Origin of the sequence: Mycolicibacterium sichuanense, from assembly GCF_033741125.1 — a bacterium.
Lineage (GTDB): Bacteria > Actinomycetota > Actinomycetes > Mycobacteriales > Mycobacteriaceae > Mycobacterium.
Genome location: NZ_JAWQPU010000001.1, coordinates 906,455 through 922,242 on the forward strand (window position 1 = coordinate 906,455; position 15,788 = coordinate 922,242).

Annotated in this window: 17 protein-coding genes; 8 read left to right on the forward strand and 9 right to left on the reverse strand. The window is 66.8% G+C overall.

What is annotated here, in order from left to right; all coding sequences use genetic code 11:
- Window positions 1–630: an MEDS domain-containing protein gene (locus SBI80_RS04385; RefSeq protein WP_318973183.1), complete on the reverse strand. Its 630-nt coding sequence runs from the start codon at window positions 628–630 to the stop codon at window positions 1–3.
- A gap of 296 nt (window positions 631–926) precedes the next feature.
- Here SBI80_RS04385 and SBI80_RS04390 point away from each other — a divergent pair, with 296 nt between their 5' ends.
- On the forward strand, window positions 927–2,396 hold the full coding sequence (locus SBI80_RS04390) for a PucR family transcriptional regulator (protein ID WP_318973680.1): 1,470 nt from the start codon (window positions 927–929) through the stop codon (window positions 2,394–2,396).
- On the forward strand, window positions 2,381–2,668 hold the full coding sequence (locus tag SBI80_RS04395; RefSeq protein ID WP_318973184.1) for a PucR family transcriptional regulator: 288 nt from the start codon (window positions 2,381–2,383) through the stop codon (window positions 2,666–2,668). Before SBI80_RS04390 ends, SBI80_RS04395 begins: the two co-directional genes overlap by 16 nt.
- A 14-nt stretch (window positions 2,669–2,682) precedes the next feature.
- Here SBI80_RS04395 and SBI80_RS04400 read toward each other — a convergent pair whose 3' ends face one another.
- On the reverse strand, window positions 2,683–3,525 hold the full coding sequence (locus SBI80_RS04400; RefSeq protein WP_318973185.1) for an aldo/keto reductase: 843 nt from the start codon (window positions 3,523–3,525) through the stop codon (window positions 2,683–2,685).
- A gap of 321 nt (window positions 3,526–3,846) precedes the next feature.
- Between SBI80_RS04400 and SBI80_RS04405 the strand changes: the two genes are divergently transcribed.
- Window positions 3,847–4,569 carry a GAF and ANTAR domain-containing protein gene (locus SBI80_RS04405; RefSeq protein WP_318973186.1) on the forward strand — a complete coding sequence of 241 codons (723 nt, stop codon included), beginning with the start codon at window positions 3,847–3,849 and terminating at the stop codon, window positions 4,567–4,569.
- Window positions 4,570–4,596: 27 nt separating this feature from the next.
- Here SBI80_RS04405 and SBI80_RS04410 read toward each other — a convergent pair whose 3' ends face one another.
- The 4 genes from SBI80_RS04410 to SBI80_RS04425 all read right to left on the reverse strand — a co-directional run bounded on the left by SBI80_RS04410 (window position 4,597) and on the right by SBI80_RS04425 (window position 8,956).
- Entirely contained in the window at window positions 4,597–6,756 is a 2,160-nt protein-coding gene (locus tag SBI80_RS04410) for an amylo-alpha-1,6-glucosidase (protein WP_318973681.1), read from the reverse strand.
- 2 nt (window positions 6,757–6,758) lie between these two features.
- Complete coding sequence (locus SBI80_RS04415; RefSeq protein WP_318973187.1) at window positions 6,759–7,787, reverse strand: glycosyltransferase family 4 protein; 1,029 nt, start codon at window positions 7,785–7,787, stop codon at window positions 6,759–6,761.
- A gap of 277 nt (window positions 7,788–8,064) precedes the next feature.
- Window positions 8,065–8,361 (reverse strand): putative quinol monooxygenase, encoded by a 297-nt coding sequence (locus SBI80_RS04420; protein ID WP_318973188.1) that lies wholly within the window; start codon window positions 8,359–8,361, stop codon window positions 8,065–8,067.
- A 28-nt stretch (window positions 8,362–8,389) separates the two neighbouring features.
- A complete protein-coding gene (locus tag SBI80_RS04425; protein WP_318973189.1) occupies window positions 8,390–8,956 on the reverse strand; it encodes a type 1 glutamine amidotransferase domain-containing protein in 567 nt (188 codons plus the stop codon).
- Between the two features lie 336 nt (window positions 8,957–9,292).
- Between SBI80_RS04425 and SBI80_RS04430 the strand changes: the two genes are divergently transcribed.
- Window positions 9,293–10,432, forward strand: a complete 1,140-nt coding sequence (locus SBI80_RS04430; RefSeq protein ID WP_318973190.1) for a glutathione-independent formaldehyde dehydrogenase — start codon at window positions 9,293–9,295, stop codon at window positions 10,430–10,432.
- Window positions 10,433–10,511: 79 nt separating this feature from the next.
- Window positions 10,512–11,711 (forward strand): low temperature requirement protein A, encoded by a 1,200-nt coding sequence (locus SBI80_RS04435; protein ID WP_318973191.1) that lies wholly within the window; start codon window positions 10,512–10,514, stop codon window positions 11,709–11,711.
- A 43-nt stretch (window positions 11,712–11,754) separates the two neighbouring features.
- Here the strand turns inward: SBI80_RS04435 and SBI80_RS04440 are convergent, their stop codons facing one another.
- From SBI80_RS04440 to SBI80_RS04450, 3 genes are all read right to left on the reverse strand, one after another.
- The gene (locus SBI80_RS04440) at window positions 11,755–12,087 is read right to left on the reverse strand and encodes an Hsp20/alpha crystallin family protein (protein ID WP_318973192.1); all 333 of its coding nucleotides are present in this window, start codon (window positions 12,085–12,087) and stop codon (window positions 11,755–11,757) included.
- A gap of 205 nt (window positions 12,088–12,292) precedes the next feature.
- On the reverse strand, window positions 12,293–12,745 hold the full coding sequence (locus SBI80_RS04445) for a DUF1931 family protein (protein WP_318973193.1): 453 nt from the start codon (window positions 12,743–12,745) through the stop codon (window positions 12,293–12,295).
- A gap of 175 nt (window positions 12,746–12,920) precedes the next feature.
- Window positions 12,921–13,532: an Rv1733c family protein gene (locus SBI80_RS04450; protein WP_318973194.1), complete on the reverse strand. Its 612-nt coding sequence runs from the start codon at window positions 13,530–13,532 to the stop codon at window positions 12,921–12,923.
- A gap of 261 nt (window positions 13,533–13,793) precedes the next feature.
- On the opposite strand from SBI80_RS04450, the gene SBI80_RS04455 reads away from it, so the two are divergent.
- The 3 genes from SBI80_RS04455 to SBI80_RS04465 are packed head-to-tail and all read left to right on the forward strand — an operon-like array spanning window position 13,794 to window position 15,746.
- Entirely contained in the window at window positions 13,794–14,633 is an 840-nt protein-coding gene (locus tag SBI80_RS04455; protein ID WP_318973195.1) for an SH3-like domain-containing protein, read from the forward strand.
- Window positions 14,634–14,653: 20 nt separating this feature from the next.
- Window positions 14,654–15,361 carry a thiocyanate hydrolase subunit gamma gene (gene scnC / locus SBI80_RS04460; protein WP_318973196.1) on the forward strand — a complete coding sequence of 236 codons (708 nt, stop codon included), beginning with the start codon at window positions 14,654–14,656 and terminating at the stop codon, window positions 15,359–15,361.
- A gap of 49 nt (window positions 15,362–15,410) precedes the next feature.
- Window positions 15,411–15,746 carry a thiocyanate hydrolase gene (locus SBI80_RS04465; RefSeq protein ID WP_318973682.1) on the forward strand — a complete coding sequence of 112 codons (336 nt, stop codon included), beginning with the start codon at window positions 15,411–15,413 and terminating at the stop codon, window positions 15,744–15,746.
- Window positions 15,747–15,788: the final 42 nt, after the last annotated feature.

Consider the following 15,788-nt stretch of genomic DNA (forward strand, 5'->3'; position numbering starts at 1 on the left):
TCACGGGTATCGAAATCGACGGCCTCCGACGGGTGACGGAGTCGATCGGGCGATGTGTAATACGGGTTTTCGATTAAACATGCTGCCGATCAGCATGCGCGGGTGCGTCTTCAGCAGATCGATGATGATGCCGCTGCCGAATCTCTCGACGTCGTAGAGGCACACGAGCACCTGAGGGAAGAGCGGCAGGAATCGATTCATCTCGGACTCCAGCAGCATGAGTTCGTCGATGTCCGGCACGACCTCCCGGCGGGACCACGTCTCGACCGCTCGCACGACGTCGAACCGGCCGTCATACATGACGTCGGACATGGCCGCCTTCCAGCTGCCGATCACCTCGTCGGCCGAGAAGCTGCCGGACCGAAGGTACATGTCAGGCGCCCGCATGACCTCGAGTTGCCTGGTGGCCACGCAATTGACGGCGTCGGCCTGGGTGCCAAGGGCCGCGACCACCTCCCTGGGGTCGGTTCCGTCGACGACGCAGATGCACTTGTCACCGGCCGACAGCCCCGCTTCGAGAAAGGGGAGCAGGATCTGATCGCGCTGGGCGTGGGTGGAGTACAGCCCGCAGATGTGATCGCCCAGCGCCGCTTCGATGCCGGTGACACCCAGATTCAGGGCATCGGACACGGCACCACCTCATTGGCTGAAGTTGCTCGGCATGATCATTCTACTGGCAAAAGGGATTTGGCGAGGGGGCACGGGGCGAGGACGGTCGACGGCGCGACGCGTTCGACCGCTCGGCGAGGGCGCCTTCGCCCTGATGAGTCGAACCGTACGCAGGGCGACGACCATCCGATTGCTCGGTCAGGACCAACATCGGGAGCAAAGCTGTCCTGTTGGACCGAAGATTGCGCCTCCGTCTCGTGCGAACGTTGACAGCGATTGCTCATTGCATACGGGGCGAAGGCGGGATCTAATTGTCTGTGGAACGCCCGAACGCCGACTTCTTCCCCTCCGGGCGGGTTGCGGTGCGCTCACCCGACGACGCCCGCGCCCAGCTGTCGCGCCTGTACGGCGTCCTCGTCCTTTCGGCCGTGATGTTCGACGGTCGTGACGCCGAGTCGATCCTCGAGTTGGCGGCCAATGCGGTGGCATCGCTTGGCGCGTTCCAGATCGATGCGACCTACCGGGTCGCAAACGGGAAGTTGGCCGACGGTCGCGACTCCGACCGCAAGCTCGACCGCCGCATGGACGGTCTGGTGGCGGCCAACCTGGGGTCCGACGTGCCCATCGATCTGCCCGACGGCAAGTGCCGGTATGCCATCGCGCTACAGGCGGTGGAGGGAACCAAGGGGGCGCTCGTCATTCGGGCTGAGCATCCCCCGTCCGCCGAGGAACTCTTCCGGCTGCGGGCGCTAGCCCAGCAGACGGCGGTGGCCATGCAGAGCGCCGACCAGCTCGACAAGGAACGCGCCCTCATCGAGGAACGCGAGCAGGTCATCAAACGCCTGTCGGACACCGTCTCAGAGCTCCGGCGGCAGGATCGGATTCACGCGACGCTGACGGCCGTGTCGGGCTCGGGCGCCGGCATGCAGGGAATCGCCGATGCGTTACAGCGGCTGACGTCTCTGGACGTCGTCGTGGAGGACGTGTTCGGAAATCCGCGGGCGTGGTCCGGGGGAGTGCTTCCGAGTCCTTATCGGCCGGTCGGCGGCAACAACCGCGAGGAATCGCTTCGTCGCGCGGCCGCTCACGGCACTCCGCAGCGCGACGGCGCACAGGTGTTCTGGCTCATCCGGCAGAAGGCGAACATCCTCGGGGTGGTCCTTCTGCACGATCCCAAACGCGTCGGCGATCGTCTCGACATCGTCGCGCTGGAGCACGCCGCGACGGTGTTGGCGCTGGAGTTCGCTCACCAGCGAGTGCTGGCGGAGACGGAGCTGAGGCTGCGCCGCGATCTCGTGGAGGACCTGCTGGCCGGCACCGACGACGAGAGCGCGGACTCCCGTGCGGAGGCGCTCGGCCACAACCTGCGAGTGCCGAACACCGTGACGGTGCTGCGCTGGCAGCACGACGTTCCTGGCGACGTCATCGCCGCGGCCGCACGACGATGGGCCACTCACGCGCGAATGCACGCCCTGGCGGTGCGCAGGCCGGGGATGACCGTCCTGCTCACCGACGGCGTCCCCGATCCGATGTCGTTGTATCGCGCGGTGGCTTCCGAGACCGGAAGTGATCAGGGCTCGATTGGCGTCGGTTCGGCGGCGCGCACACCGTCGGAGCTGCCGCGATCGTTCTCCGAGGCACAGCGGGCGCTACAGGTCCAGACGCAGTCGATGACGCCCTACGGTGGCCGACGATTCGAAGACCTGGGCCTGTACCGCATCCTCGACCCGGCCAGCGGATTGCCGGAACTCCAGGAATTCGTGCAGAGTGGTTGGGTCCGCTGCTGAGCTACGACCGCAGGAAGAACGCCGATCTGGTCACGACGCTCACCCACTACCTCGATTGCGGCGGGAACTACGACGATGCGGCGCAGTCGCTCACCATCCATCGAAGTACGTTGCGATACCGGCTCGGCCGCATACGGGAGATCTCCGGGCGGGATCTGCAGGACGTCGAGGATCGGTTGAACCTGCACTTGGCGACGCGCATCGTCCTTACCACCGGAATTCCGTTGCCGGTCAACGATACTGGTCATGGAGGCGCCCGGGACGGCGATTGATCCGGGATGCCCGGTCAGAGCATCTCCAGCGGGCGTGGCCGGGTCGGCGGCGGGAACGCGCGGTCGAGGGCATGCAAGTCTTCGCCATTCAGTTCGATGTCCCGGGCGGCGGCGTTCTGCCGAACGTGCGACGGCGTTCCAGCGCGCGGGATTTCATTGACGGCTTCGTGGTTAAGCACCCAGGCCAAGGCGATCTGTGCCGCAGTGGCACCGTGTCTGCGCGCAATCGGTTGCAGCGCACGGTGTTCGAGCAGTCGACCCTGCTCGACGGGTGAGTAGGCCATCACGGGGATGCCATGCTGGGCCAGCCACGGCAGTAGCGCGTACTCCGGGCCGCGGTGGGCCAGGTTGAACAGGATCTGATTGGTCTGGACCCCGTCACCGCCGGGGATGCTCGTGAGCTCGATCATGTCGTCCATGTCGAGATTGCTGACGCCCCAGTGCCGGATCATCCCCTTCTGCTTCAACTCGGTGAAGCCCGCCACCGTCTCCGCCAGCGGGATGCGACCCCGCCAGTGCAGGAGGTAGAGGTCGATGTAGTCCACGCCGAGCCTGGCGAGGCTCGCCTCGCAAGCACGCCGGGTGCCCTGCCGGGTCGCGTGGTGCGGGAGCACCTTGTCGACGAGGAATACCTCGCTGCGCCGCCCCGCGATCGCCTTGCCGACCAGGGCTTCCGCCGCGCCGCCGCCGTACATCTCGGCGGTGTCGATCACCGTCAGGCCTAGGTCGATCCCCAGCCGGAGCGAGGCGATCTCGTCGGCCCGCCAGGTAGGACTCTCGGCGAAATGCCACGTGCCCTGGCCGACGGCGGCCATCTTCTCGCCCGAGCGCAGGGATACCGACCGAGCTGTGTTCATCGTCTGGCCGCCTTTCGAAGGATCCGCCGAGCAGTGAGGTCACCGTCGCTCTGACTAGTCGATCTTGCGGGTGCCGCCGCCGTCGTGCATCGGCCCGACGGCGCACACCTGCGGGATCCACGTGGCCCTCTCGGGCCGGGCGTAGCCGACGTACGGCGGACGGTACCGGCAGGCGTCGCCTCGGACCGCCGACCCCGTGGTGACTCCGGGAGGTCTAGGACCTCGGCGACTCATTGATCTGCCGGGTCGACGCCCTAACTTCGATTGCTTGGCATAGTCACCCCCGCAACCACATTCAGCTACGGCGACCTAGGGGCAGCAATGCACACTTCGACAACTGCCCTGGGGCGGGACGAGGGTGAGTCCCTCCAGTCGACGATCGCCGACCTGGCGGGCGCGCTGGCGCGGGGCACGAGCACCGACGAGGTGCTCGTGAGGCTGACCGCGGCGTCGTTGACGTTGGTACCGAGTGCCGACTTCGCCAAGATCTCGACGGTGAGCGACCGCGGTCTGGTCTCCCTCGCAGCGACCTCACGGGTCACGATGATGCTCGACTGCGCTCAGCAGGCGTCGCGCCAGGGTCCATGCCTGGACGCGATGCGTGCGCGCAGGACGATCCGCTGCGACGACCTCGAATCCGATGTCCGGTGGCCACGATTCGCTGCTCGCGCGGCGACCGCTGGGGTGCACAGCGTGTTGTCCTCGCCCATCAGCGTTCCCGGCGACATGCGCGTGGCGTTGAGTCTCTTCGGTTCTCGGACCGGAGCCTTCGGTGTCGAGTCGGAGACCGTGGGCGCGGTGCTCGCCAACCACGCCGCCATTGCGCTGGCCCACCGGGAACGCGAACGCCAGTTCAAGGCCGCCCTGGCCACTCGCGACGTCATCGGACAAGCCAAGGGAATGGTCATGGAGCGCTTCGGTGTCGACGCCACCCAGGCCTTCGGCATGTTGGTCGCAATTTCGCGGGACACCAACACGCCGGTGCGGGACCTGGCCGCCAGGGCCGTCGACGCCCGGTCGCGCGGAGGCCGCCGAGCGCGCTGATCGGCGGTGGTCCATGGTCGCGCGGCATCACGGCCCCGCAGGCGTCGTGACGACGCGGATGCCCGCAGGGAGGTCGCTCGTCACGGCGCGGTTGTCCACGTCCACCGAGATGCCCACCCGCGTCCCCGCCATGGGAAGGTTCTCCAGGCGCAGGGGCAGCAGCCGATCCGGCAGCATCGGGCGCAGTTCGATTCGACCGTGCGGAACGTCGGGGTGAAAGCGCAGCAGGCTGCGCAAGATCAGGCGGGTCGAGGCCGCAGCCCACGCCTGGGGCGAGCACGAGGTCGGGTAGGGCACCGGGCAGGTGAAGTCCGTACGAGGGAACCCGCAGAACAGCTCGGGCAACCTGCCACCGAAATGTTCGGACGCATCGAGAAGGCCCAGCGCAACCCGTTGCGCCTCCTCGGCGAAGCCGTAGTTGGCCAATCCGGCGACGGCGATCGCGGTGTCGTGCGGCCACACCGAGCCGTTGTGATAGCTCATCGGATTGAAGGCGTTCATGTCGGTGGCCAGCGTGCGTATCCCGAAGCCCGAGTTGAGTGCCGGACCGGCGAGATGTGCAGCGACCGCGGCGGCCTTGTCCTCGTCGACGATGCCGGTCCACAGGCAGTGGCCCATGTTCGATGACAGGGAGTCGACCTGGCGTTTGGCTCCGTCGAGGGCGATCGCGAACGCTTGCTGCTCTGGCATCCAGAAGGCGCGGTTGAACGCCGCCTTCAGCTGAGCCGACCGGCTTCGAAATCGCCGAGCGAGCGCCGTGTCGCCGTCCACGTCGGCGAGGAACGCCCGCGCCTGGAACGCCGCGTAGACATAACCCTGCACCTCGCACAACGCAATCGGCGGAGCGGCCAAATGTCCGTCGGCGTGGTTGATTCCGTCGAAGGAATCCTTCCAGCCCTGATTGATCAGGCCGCGGTCGGTGTGCCGGCGGTATTCTACGAAGCCATCGCCATCGGCATCGCCGTAGTCGAGGATCCACGCCACGGCGCGGTCGGCCGCTGCCACCAGCGATGGACGATCGTCGTCGGGAAGGCCGCCCCACCGGTCTAGTTCGGCGAGGAGCATGACGAACAAGGGTGTGGCGTCGACGGTTCCGTAGTACGCGGTGCCCCCGCCCAGCGCCAGGGCTGCCTCCGTACCAAGACGAACCTCGTGCAGGACGCGCCCCGGTTCCTCCTCCGTCAGCGCATCCACCCGAGTTCCCTGCAGCCTGGCCAGGGTGCGCAACGTGTTGAGCGCCAGGCTTGGGTCCAGGCCCAGACTCATCCACGCGGTCAGTAGCGAGTCGCGGCCGAACAACGCCATGAACCATGGGGCCCCGGCGGCTAGTATCGGGCGGCCCGGCTGCTTCGGATCCTCGATCTGCAGTGAACCCAGGTCGCGGGTGCCGACGTCGAGCGATCGATCGAATGCCGAATCCCCGGTGACGATCCGCGGATTCGACAGCCGCCAGGCCCGGAGTCGCCGCGCGGGATCGCTGACGTCGACCGGTTCGCCGCAGCGGTGCCTGAGCTGGATTCGTTCGCCTCCGGTCGAGGCCTCTACGGCGAAGCAGGTCGACCACTGCGACCGCTCGGGGACGATGATCCGGAACGTGAATCTGCCGGGTGTGACGAGCGGGTCTCCGGTGCTGGCCGTGATCTGCACGCCGCGGGTGTCGTCCCTGCCGGCGAAGGTGAAGGCCATCGACGCGGTGCCGATGTCGACGGCCAGACCGAGCGGCCGCGCAACCCTGCCCTCCTTCACGGCGAAGAGATCCGCGAAGTCCGCGTCGACGGCCAAGGACACGGTGACCCCGACGGGTTCGGCGCCCAGGTTTCGCAAGACGAGGTCCTCGCGCATTCCGTCGCCCACGAACCTGTCCCGCAGGACGAGCATCGTGCTGTCCGCCAACCATTGACGCGGCGGGGTCCGGCCGACGAAGGTAGCCCGGAAGGGCTCACCCGGCTCCTCGATCGTGGTCAGGCTCTGCACCGGCGCGCCGTCGATGGCAAGCCTCCAGCATGACAGCAGGCGGGTATCGGAGACGAACAGGCCCTGTGGTCTGTCGCGATGGACGTCACCCGAGTTGGCGCAGATGCAGAACGTCGAACCCTCCAGCAGCGTGACGTCACCGCCGTCACCGGTCACGGGTGGGCCGGTGCCCGACGCCCAGGCGCCCGCCGCTCCTTCCGCACCGTCGACCATGCTCACCGACTGACCATGTCCGCATAGAGAGCGAGGTGGTCGGTGACCATCCGGGTCGTCGAGAAGCGCTGGAGGACCGCGGCGCGGCACGCGGCGCGGCTCAACCGTTCGACGGAGTGGATCGCGGCGACCAGTTCGGCGGCGTCGGCGCACAGATAACCGGTACTGCCGTGGTCCACGATCTCGGGTGCGGCCCCGTTCGGGCACGTGATGACCGGTGTGCCGCAGGCCATCGCCTCGATCATCACCAGCCCGAACGGTTCTGCCCATTGAATCGGATTGAGGAGGGCCTTGGCGTGACCCAGTAGCGCCAGTTTGGCGGCGCCTGCGACTTCGCCCACGAACGTCACGTCGTCGGTCAGTAGCGGCAGTATCCGTTCGGCGAAGTAGGCTCGTTCCAAGGGTTCCCGATTCTTCGCGGCGATCACGAGCGGCTGGCCCGCGGCCCGTGCAGCCAGAATCGCCTCGCGCACTCCCTTGTCCGGGGTCATCCGGCCGAGGAACAACAGGTAACCCCCGTCGCCCCTACCCACGGGATACCCGGCGGGGTCCAGGCCGTGGTGAATGACTCGGTCGACGGCAATCTCCGGTGCGTGTGCCGCCTGATCGTGTGAAATCGCCACGACGGGCAGCCGCTTGCCGTAACGGCGGTAGATCGCCCGCAGCTCACCGCTGAACGGGCCGTGGCAGGTGGTGACCACTCGGTCGTACCCCGACGCCATCGCCCACGCCGGCCCCAACAGGGTGTGGTCATGAATGACGTCGCAGCCGGCCAGCGCTTCGTAACCACCCATGACGTGCGGCATCTCGACCTCGCCGCGACCGACGCGAGCCCAATCCGCGGTCGCCATGGTGTAGGCGATCGGGACGCGGGCGGTGCTGTCGCCGGTGGCGTAGAGCACCACCTCGTGCCCGGTCGCGGCCAGGCCCTGCGCCAGTTGACACACCACCGACTCGGTGCCACCGTACCCTGGCGGGGGAGTGGCCGCCCAGGGCGGTGCCAACAGACCAATCTTCAACGGCTCGTTCATCATTGGTCCACCGTGGTCGACGGCCGCCACGGCCGCACCGGCCTCGCGGAGCGGAAGGCGCTGATGACGCTCGTCATCCCGGGCGTAGTGAGTCGAATCGTGCGCATTGCCGATTGGCGATCATCCCGCGCGTGGCGCGACGCGACCTGCGGGGCAACGACTCGTCGTTCGATCTGACCTTCATGCTTACTCCGATACGTGGACGTACGGCGTGCACGGTGTTCGTGGTGCCGCCGAATGACCACCAAGTGGTGATGGTGATTCACCAATTACGGCGTCAGACCTTGTCTGCCAGGACGTCGAGGTAGCTGATGTCGGGTGATACCGCGAAGAGCTCATCGGCCCTCTGCGCGAGCGCCTTTCCTACGGGGCCACCCAGATGCGTCTCGCGCGCCGCCTCGTCCGGGAAGGCGTCGATGATGCCGAACGTGGTCGGACCGAACTGGACCGCCAACCACGGCTTGGTGCCGGGTTCTTGCTCGACGAGCGGGAGCGCCGAGAGGAGGAATTCCCTGACGGCATCCTCCTTGCCGGGCTTGGCCTCGAGCCGTACGTACAGTGCCTTGGTCGTCATGCTGATTCTCCTCGTTGTCTTTGGGTGGCTACGGAACGATCGAGCCGGCCGGGGATTGGGCGAACGCATCCACTATCGCGTGGCAGAACGCGGGCAGGTCGTCGGGCGATCGACTGGAGATCAGATTGCCGTCGATGACGATCTTCTCGTCGACGACGGTGGCACCCGCGTTTCGCAGGTCGGTGCGCACACTCGGATACGACGTCAGTGTCCGACCCCCGACCACGCCGGCCTCCACCAGCGTCCAGGGTCCGTGGCAGATCGTGGCCACGGGCTTTCCCGAATCGACGAAGGCCCGCACGAATTGCACGGCGGTGTCATCGATGCGCAGTTTGTCCGGATTGACGGTTCCACCCGGAAGCAGTAACGCGTCGTAGTCATCGACCGACGCCTCGGCGACCACCCGGTCGACGGTGAAGGTGCCCGCCGGCTCCAGATCGTGGTTGCGGGCCTGGATCTCACCGTCTGCCAACGACACCAGCTCGGTCTCCCCGCCGGCGTCCTGCACTGCTTCTCGTGGTCGCTCCAGTTCGACGCGTTCCACGCCGTCTGCGGCCAGAATCGCAATCCTTTTGCCCTGCAACCTATTCGCCATGGTGAGGTTCCTCCCCTTCTAGAGTGCATGCCGTGGGTGCGCCGGTCCGTCCTAGACTCGGCCATCGGAACTCCGATCTCCTGATCCCAACGGCGTAAAGGTGCGGCCGGGTTTTCGTCACGGTGTGCCGAGTCGACGTTCGATGGCGGCGGCTGTCGAACCCGCATCGCATGGGCCCGGTTCGCTGCTCACTGCTGGTCACGACCCTGACTAGTGCTCGTGGGTCGAATTTCACCTCGAGTATTGGCCTTGTCGGCCCGCTCCGCAGACTCCCTCGGGCATCGCACACTACGAGTTGGAAGCACCATTCACAAACGATGGTTGAGGAGATCGAACATGAAGGCAGTCGTCTACGACGGACCGCGCGACGTCGTCGTCAAGGAGGTCCCGGATGCCAGGATCGAGCATCCCACCGACGTGCTGGTGAAGATCACCACCACCAACATCTGCGGGTCGGACCTACACATGTACGAGGGCCGCACCGATCTCGAGCCGGGGATGGTGCTCGGCCACGAGAATCTCGGGATCGTCGCCGAGGTCGGCAAGGCAGTCGTCAAGGTGTCGCCGGGGGACCGGGTGTGCCTTCCGTTCAACATCGGCTGCGGCTTCTGCCGCAATTGCGAAGAGGGGCTGACGGCGTACTGCTTGACCGTGCACCCGGACCCGAAGATGGCCGGTGCCGCCTACGGATTCGCCGGAATGGGACCGTTCTGGGGCGGGCAGGCCGAGTACCTCCGGGTGCCCTTCGGTGACTTCAACTGTTTGCGCCTCCCCGAGGACGCGCAGGAGAGGGAAGCCGACTACGTGATGCTGTCGGACATCTTCCCGACCGGTTGGCATTGCACCCGCCTGGCCGACATGCAGCCGGGTGATTCCGTGGTCGTGTACGGGGCCGGCCCGGTCGGGTTGATGGCCGCCTACTCGGCGATGATCCAGGGCGCCAGCAAGGTGATGATCGTCGATCGTCACCCCGACCGACTGCGACTCGCCGAGGAGATCGGTGTCATCCCGATCGACGACTCCAAGGGCGATCCGGTCGAGCAGGTGCTCGACCAGACCCAGGGGCGGGGCGCCGACAAGGGGTGTGAATGCGTCGGCTATCAGGCCCACGACCCTCAGGGGCACGAGGATTCGGCCATGACCATGAACCGGCTCGTCGATTCGGTGCGCTTCACCGGGCACATCGGCGTCGTGGGCATCTTCCTGCCGCAGGACCCCAACGCGCCCGACGAACTGGAGCAGAAGGGCAAGATCGCCTTCGACATGGGCAAGTTCTGGTTCAAGGGCCAGAAGATCGGCACCGGCCAGGCCAACGTCAAGCACTACAACCGCCAACTGCGCGACCTGATCCACGAGGGCCGGGCCAAGCCGTCGTGGATCGTCTCCCACCAACTGTCCCTAGAGGAGGCGCCATCGGGCTACCAGCACTTCGATGCCCGCGACGACGGCTGGACCAAGGTCGTCCTGCATCCGTGATGCGGCAGCGGAGAGCAGGTCGAGACCGGGAATTCGTCAGTGCCAGAACCACACCGACGGCCATGAGCATCGGTAGACGATGACGGCGTCCGAAGGCGACGCCGCCGGAGGGACTGCTGGCAGCGAGTCCCCGGCCGACGATGCGCCGGAGGGGGACGGGCGGTCGGTGGGAAATCTGGAGCTGTTCTTCGATCTGACGTTCGTATACGCCATGTCGCAGGTCACCCACCTCATGCTCGCCGACGTCTCCTGGCAGGGATTCGGCCGGGGCGTGCTCGCTCTGTTGGCCCTGTGGTGGGCGTGGGTCTGCTACGCCTGGTTGACGAACTCGTTCGAGATGGCGCGAATCGTGCACACGATGCTGATCGTCGCGGCGATGGCGGGGATGCTCGTCGCGGTGATCGCACTACCGGATGCATTCAACACCGGGGCCCTCGTCTTCGGGCTGGCGCTGTTCGCCGTCCGCCTGATCAACGCCGGCATGTTCGTCGCCTCGTCGCTTCACGACGAGGCGGAGCTGGCGTCGGCCATTCGCCGACTGGTGCCGGGTCTGCTCATCGGCCCGTGCCTGATCGTCGGCGCCGCCTTCGTGGACCACCCATGTCGTGAAGCACTGTGGATCGCTGCGGCGCTGGTCGACTTCGGCAGTCCCCTGCTCGTGGGAACCGACGGTCTTCGGGTCGTACCGTCCTATTTCATCGAGCGGCACGGGTCGGTCATCATCATCGCGCTCGGTGAGGCGATCGTCGCGCTGGGAGCGGTGACGTCCCAGGACCTGCGCCACCCCGGCGTCCTGGTCGTCGTGGTGTGCGGGGTCGTGATTTCGGCCACCCTGTGGTGGACCTACTTCGGCCTCACCGGCGGGGCCGAAGAGCGCATGCGGCGAACGCCGCTTGCTGAGCGGCCGCGCTTGGCGCTGGACGCCTACAGCTATCTGCACTTGCCTCTGATTGCGGGGATCGTCTTCTTCGCCGTAGGGACCAGGGTTGCGGTGGAAGACGTCGGTGGGCCGCTGGCCCCGCTGCCCGCTCTCGCCCTGACCGGAGGGGTCGCGTCCTTCTACGCCGCCGAGGTGGCCTACCGGTGGCGCGACCACCATCAGCTCACGGTCGATCGACTCCTCGCCGCAGCCGCGTCTCTGCTGGTCCTTCCCCTAGCGATGGTCGTTCCTGCGGTCGGCTCGCTGGCCGTTCTCACCACGATCGGCGTTCTGCGGCTCGGCTGGGAACTCTGGCGACGCCCTCAGATCGGCACTGCCACACCAGGATTGGTGCGCTGATGTCAGTCGTTCGGGCGGTGCGCTGGTTCTCGCCTACCTCAGGTCAGGGCCGGCCGTCGCTCGCCTCGCGGACGGTGATCCGGTTGGTCGTGGTGCCTTCGGCCTTCGGCACGTAGACCCTCAGCACGCCATAGGCCAGGGACGCCTCGGCGCCGGCCTCCTCGAGATGGCCCGGCAGTGTGACGCGCAATTCGAACTCGCCGACGCGGCGGGTTCGGTGGCGAAAGAGGCCCTCCCGCTGCCGTTCCTTCACCTCGCCGGTGACCACCAGTTCGTTGCCGTTCAGGTCGACGTCGACGTCGTCACGTCTTACCCCGGGCAGTTCGATCTCGACGGTGTAGGCCCCGGCAGTCTCGATGACGTCTGCTGCCGGCATCCAAGCGCCCTGACCAGCCTTCCCGCCGAATACCGACTGCGCCAATCGATTCAGCTCTGCCTGGACACTCTCGGCATCGTGTAACGGGTGCCGTTGCGACCGACCAGCTGAACCCTTCACGGACAGAGTCATGTCAGCTCCTGTCTTCCTCGTCTAGGCTCGCGCCGAGACCTGTTCCCCGTTGCGGCTGCGTCGCACCGCGACGTCAGAACACCAGCCGGAACAGCGCGAACACCCGGTCCCAGTGTTCGGTAGACGGTTTGGTGACCGTCGGGTCCACCAGGCGAAACGACCTTGCCAGCGCAATGCTCAAGCCGCCGAACAACTCCGGCAGCAGATCCTCCGTCTCGTCGGCGAAGGTGACGTCAGCCGGTGGTTGGCGTACCACCTCGCGCAGGAGGCGGCGGATCTCGTCAGCCTCGTCTAGCTCGTCGAATTCGCGCATCCGTTCCTGTATGCCCCTGGTGATGGGAAGGTCCTGCGCGACGATGACGTCCCGTCTGTTCCATCTCGCCGTGTTGCGCCCGGAGATGGCGATGTCGTCGATCTCCTCGTCGATGAACGCCCGGTAGCGCTTGATGTCGTTCTTCTCGATCTTGATGCTGGCGACCGAGCGGAAGAATCGCTGGAACACCGGTATTCCCGACGGATGTGTCACGTCACCTCCCGCCTCGTGTCCAAGCTGGCCCGGTCGAACCACTCCTCAACGTACGGACGACGGGGATCGTGCGAATCGGACCGGCAGGTGCAATCTCAGCACTGCGGTTCGGCCTAGCAGGTCGACGCGAGCAGGCCCGCGCGGCAGCCTGGCGGGCCGAGACGAGTGCGTTTGATCAGGCGCCGTCGTCGGGGGTGCGGGTGGTCGGACCGCCGCCATTCTCGACCAACAACCAGTGCAGGCCGCGATCCCAGGAGCGATAACGCAGGCGGTCGAGGAGCCACCGCAGCAGCGCCACGGCACCGAAGGCCAGGCCGGCCGCCAATGCCAACGACAGCGCGACCGCCCCCATTGCATCGGCGCGCGCATCGGCGTCGGTGCGCGGCGGGGTGCTGGCGTTGCCGTGCTCGTCGAGCCAGACGGGTACGTGGTCGCCGGCCTTGACTGGCTGAGCCAGCTTCACCACCTTGTCGCGCGAGGTGTTCTGCGCGAACCACCGGATCTGAGTGCTATATCTCTGCGCCGACTGCTGGGTGGTCTTGGCGTCGGCGGTGCTATCGGTGACGACGGTCGCCTCGACCTGGTGACGGGTTGCAGCCTCCGCGGCGATGGTCCGCGAGCGCGAGGCGTACACCGAGTCGGAGATGCTGGAGCACTGCAGGCCGACCATGGCGACGAGGAGGACGCCCGCGAGGACGGCCAGCGCCTCCACGCGATCGACGGCGCGGACCATGTGATTGCGGCCCAGGGCTCGGACGAGCCACCAGCGGCGGGGGTTGAGGGTCATCGGCGCGGCCCATTTGTTACGCGCATGTTTCCATGGTCCCCCAGGGAGCCCGTCGAGGCCAGTCCACCAGGGGCGATGTCGGTCACATCGGCTCCTCGCCCCGCCACCGCGGCCAGTCTGGCCGGGGTTCCCGATGCCGTCGACGAATTTGCTGCTGACCTCCCACCGCGGTGCTAACTTGACCTGGGGCGGGGCAACGGCAGGTATCCGCGTGAACTGGTCCTCTCCCATCCGGCATGCCCGCCGAGGATCGGAGCCGTCATGAGTACCGCCGCCGAACGTGCCGCGCAGCTCGATCTGGTGGCGCGACTGAAGTCCTCCTATCCAGAGCTGCCCGACGCCCCAACCCCGGATCTGCTCGACCACGGTCGCATCAAGGCCTACCTCAAGCCCGTGCACGACGTCGGTGGGGAGCCCGACGCGCCCATGAAGTTCGAGAACAAGCAGTACGAGTACTGGGAGGAGATGACCTACGTCATCTGCGAAGTCCTTGCTTGGCGCGGGATCTGGTTGTCGGAGGAGCGACGCCGGATGGGCAACGTCGACGTCGGGCGCGCGGAATACCTCGGTCTGCCGTACTACGGCCGCTGGTTGCTGTCCGTCGCACGTGTTCTGGTCGAGAAGCATCACATCAGCCTGGGGGAGCTCAGCGAACGGATGGCCGAGGTGGCGGCCAGGTACCCGAACGGCCTCGACGGGCAGAAGCTCGAAGCCCGGCCGAAGTCCGAGGGTGACGGGTCCGGCGTCAAGCGCAATGCCCACCACCTGCACGCGGTCGGCAAGGGTGACCCCGGTGTGTACGCCGGGCTCGCTGGCGAGCCGAAGTTCGCCGTCGGCGACCCGGTGGTGGTGCGCGACCTGCCCGTCGTCTTCTACACCAGAACCCCGGAGTACGTGCGGGGTGCGGCGGGCGTGATCCACGCCATCGCCTACGAGAGCCCTGCCGCCGAGGACGAGACCTGGGACCGCCCCGACGCCACGCCGGAATGGTTCTACGTGGTCGAGTTCGCCATGTCCGAGCTGTGGCACGGCTACACCGGCACGGCCGCGGACACGCTGCGCACCGAACTGCCCGAACGCTGGCTCGAGGTGCCCACCTAGTCCGAGGAGAGGAAGCCGCCATGTCCCACGACCATGACCATGACCACGACCGGACGGTCAAGCCAATGGTGGACGAGGTCACCGACTTCGAGGTGCTCGAGATCGCGCTGCGCGAATTGTGCATCGAGAAGGGGATTTTCACCGCCGAGGAGCACCGCCACTTCACCGAGTTCGCCGAACAGATCGGTCCGACGCCCGCAGCGAGGCTGGTGGCCAGGGCCTGGCTCGAGCCGGAGTTCAAGGCTCTCGCCCTCGCCGATCCGATGGGCGCCAGCAAGGAGGTCGGGGTCGACTGGATGGAGCCGACGGGCTTCGGAACCCCCAGTGACTTCACCGCGTTCCAGATCCTGGCCGACAGTCCCGGCGTGCACCACGTGATCGTCTGCGCGCTCTGTTCGTGCTACCCGCGGCCGATCCTCGGGAACTCGCCCGAGTGGTATCGCACGCCCAACTACCGCAGGCGTCTGGTCCGCTGGCCGCGTCAGGTGCTTGCCGAATTCGGGCTGTATCTTCCCGATGACGTCGAGGTCCGCGTCCAGGACTCCAATCAAAAGCATCGCTTCATGGTCATGCCGATGCGCCCCGACGGCACCGACGGGTGGACCGAGGACCAACTCGCCGAGATCGTCACCAGGGACTGCCTGATCGGCGTGGCACTGCCGAAGGCCAGTGTCACGACCAACGTCGTCGTCGACACCCGTCCCGCCGTCCACCCGATCACCGACTGAGGGGAGCGGTCTGGTGAATGCCGAATCGGAGTGGAGTGCGATCGAGGGCATGCGGTTCGCGGCACTGGATCAGATCGTCGACCGCAATCAGGTGTGGCCGAGGATGGCCGCCAAGTGGGGTGTCGAGAATCCGGTGCCACCGTGGAAGACCAGCCTGGACGGCCTGTGCGACGCGCTCGATCACGCTGCCTGCGGTACCGATGTGCCGACTTTCAAGGAGCGCCGTGACGAGGAGGACGAATTGTCCGCCACCCTGTACGCCGGTGTGCCCTATCCGGAGAACCAATTGGTGGCGCTGGCGCACTCCCTGGTGGCCCGCGGCATCATCGACGAGGCCGAGTTGCGCGAGCGCCTCGACCTCGTCCGGGCCCGGCTGGAGGCGTAGGCGAGCACCGCATCATCGAGCGACGATTTGGAGTTCACCCTG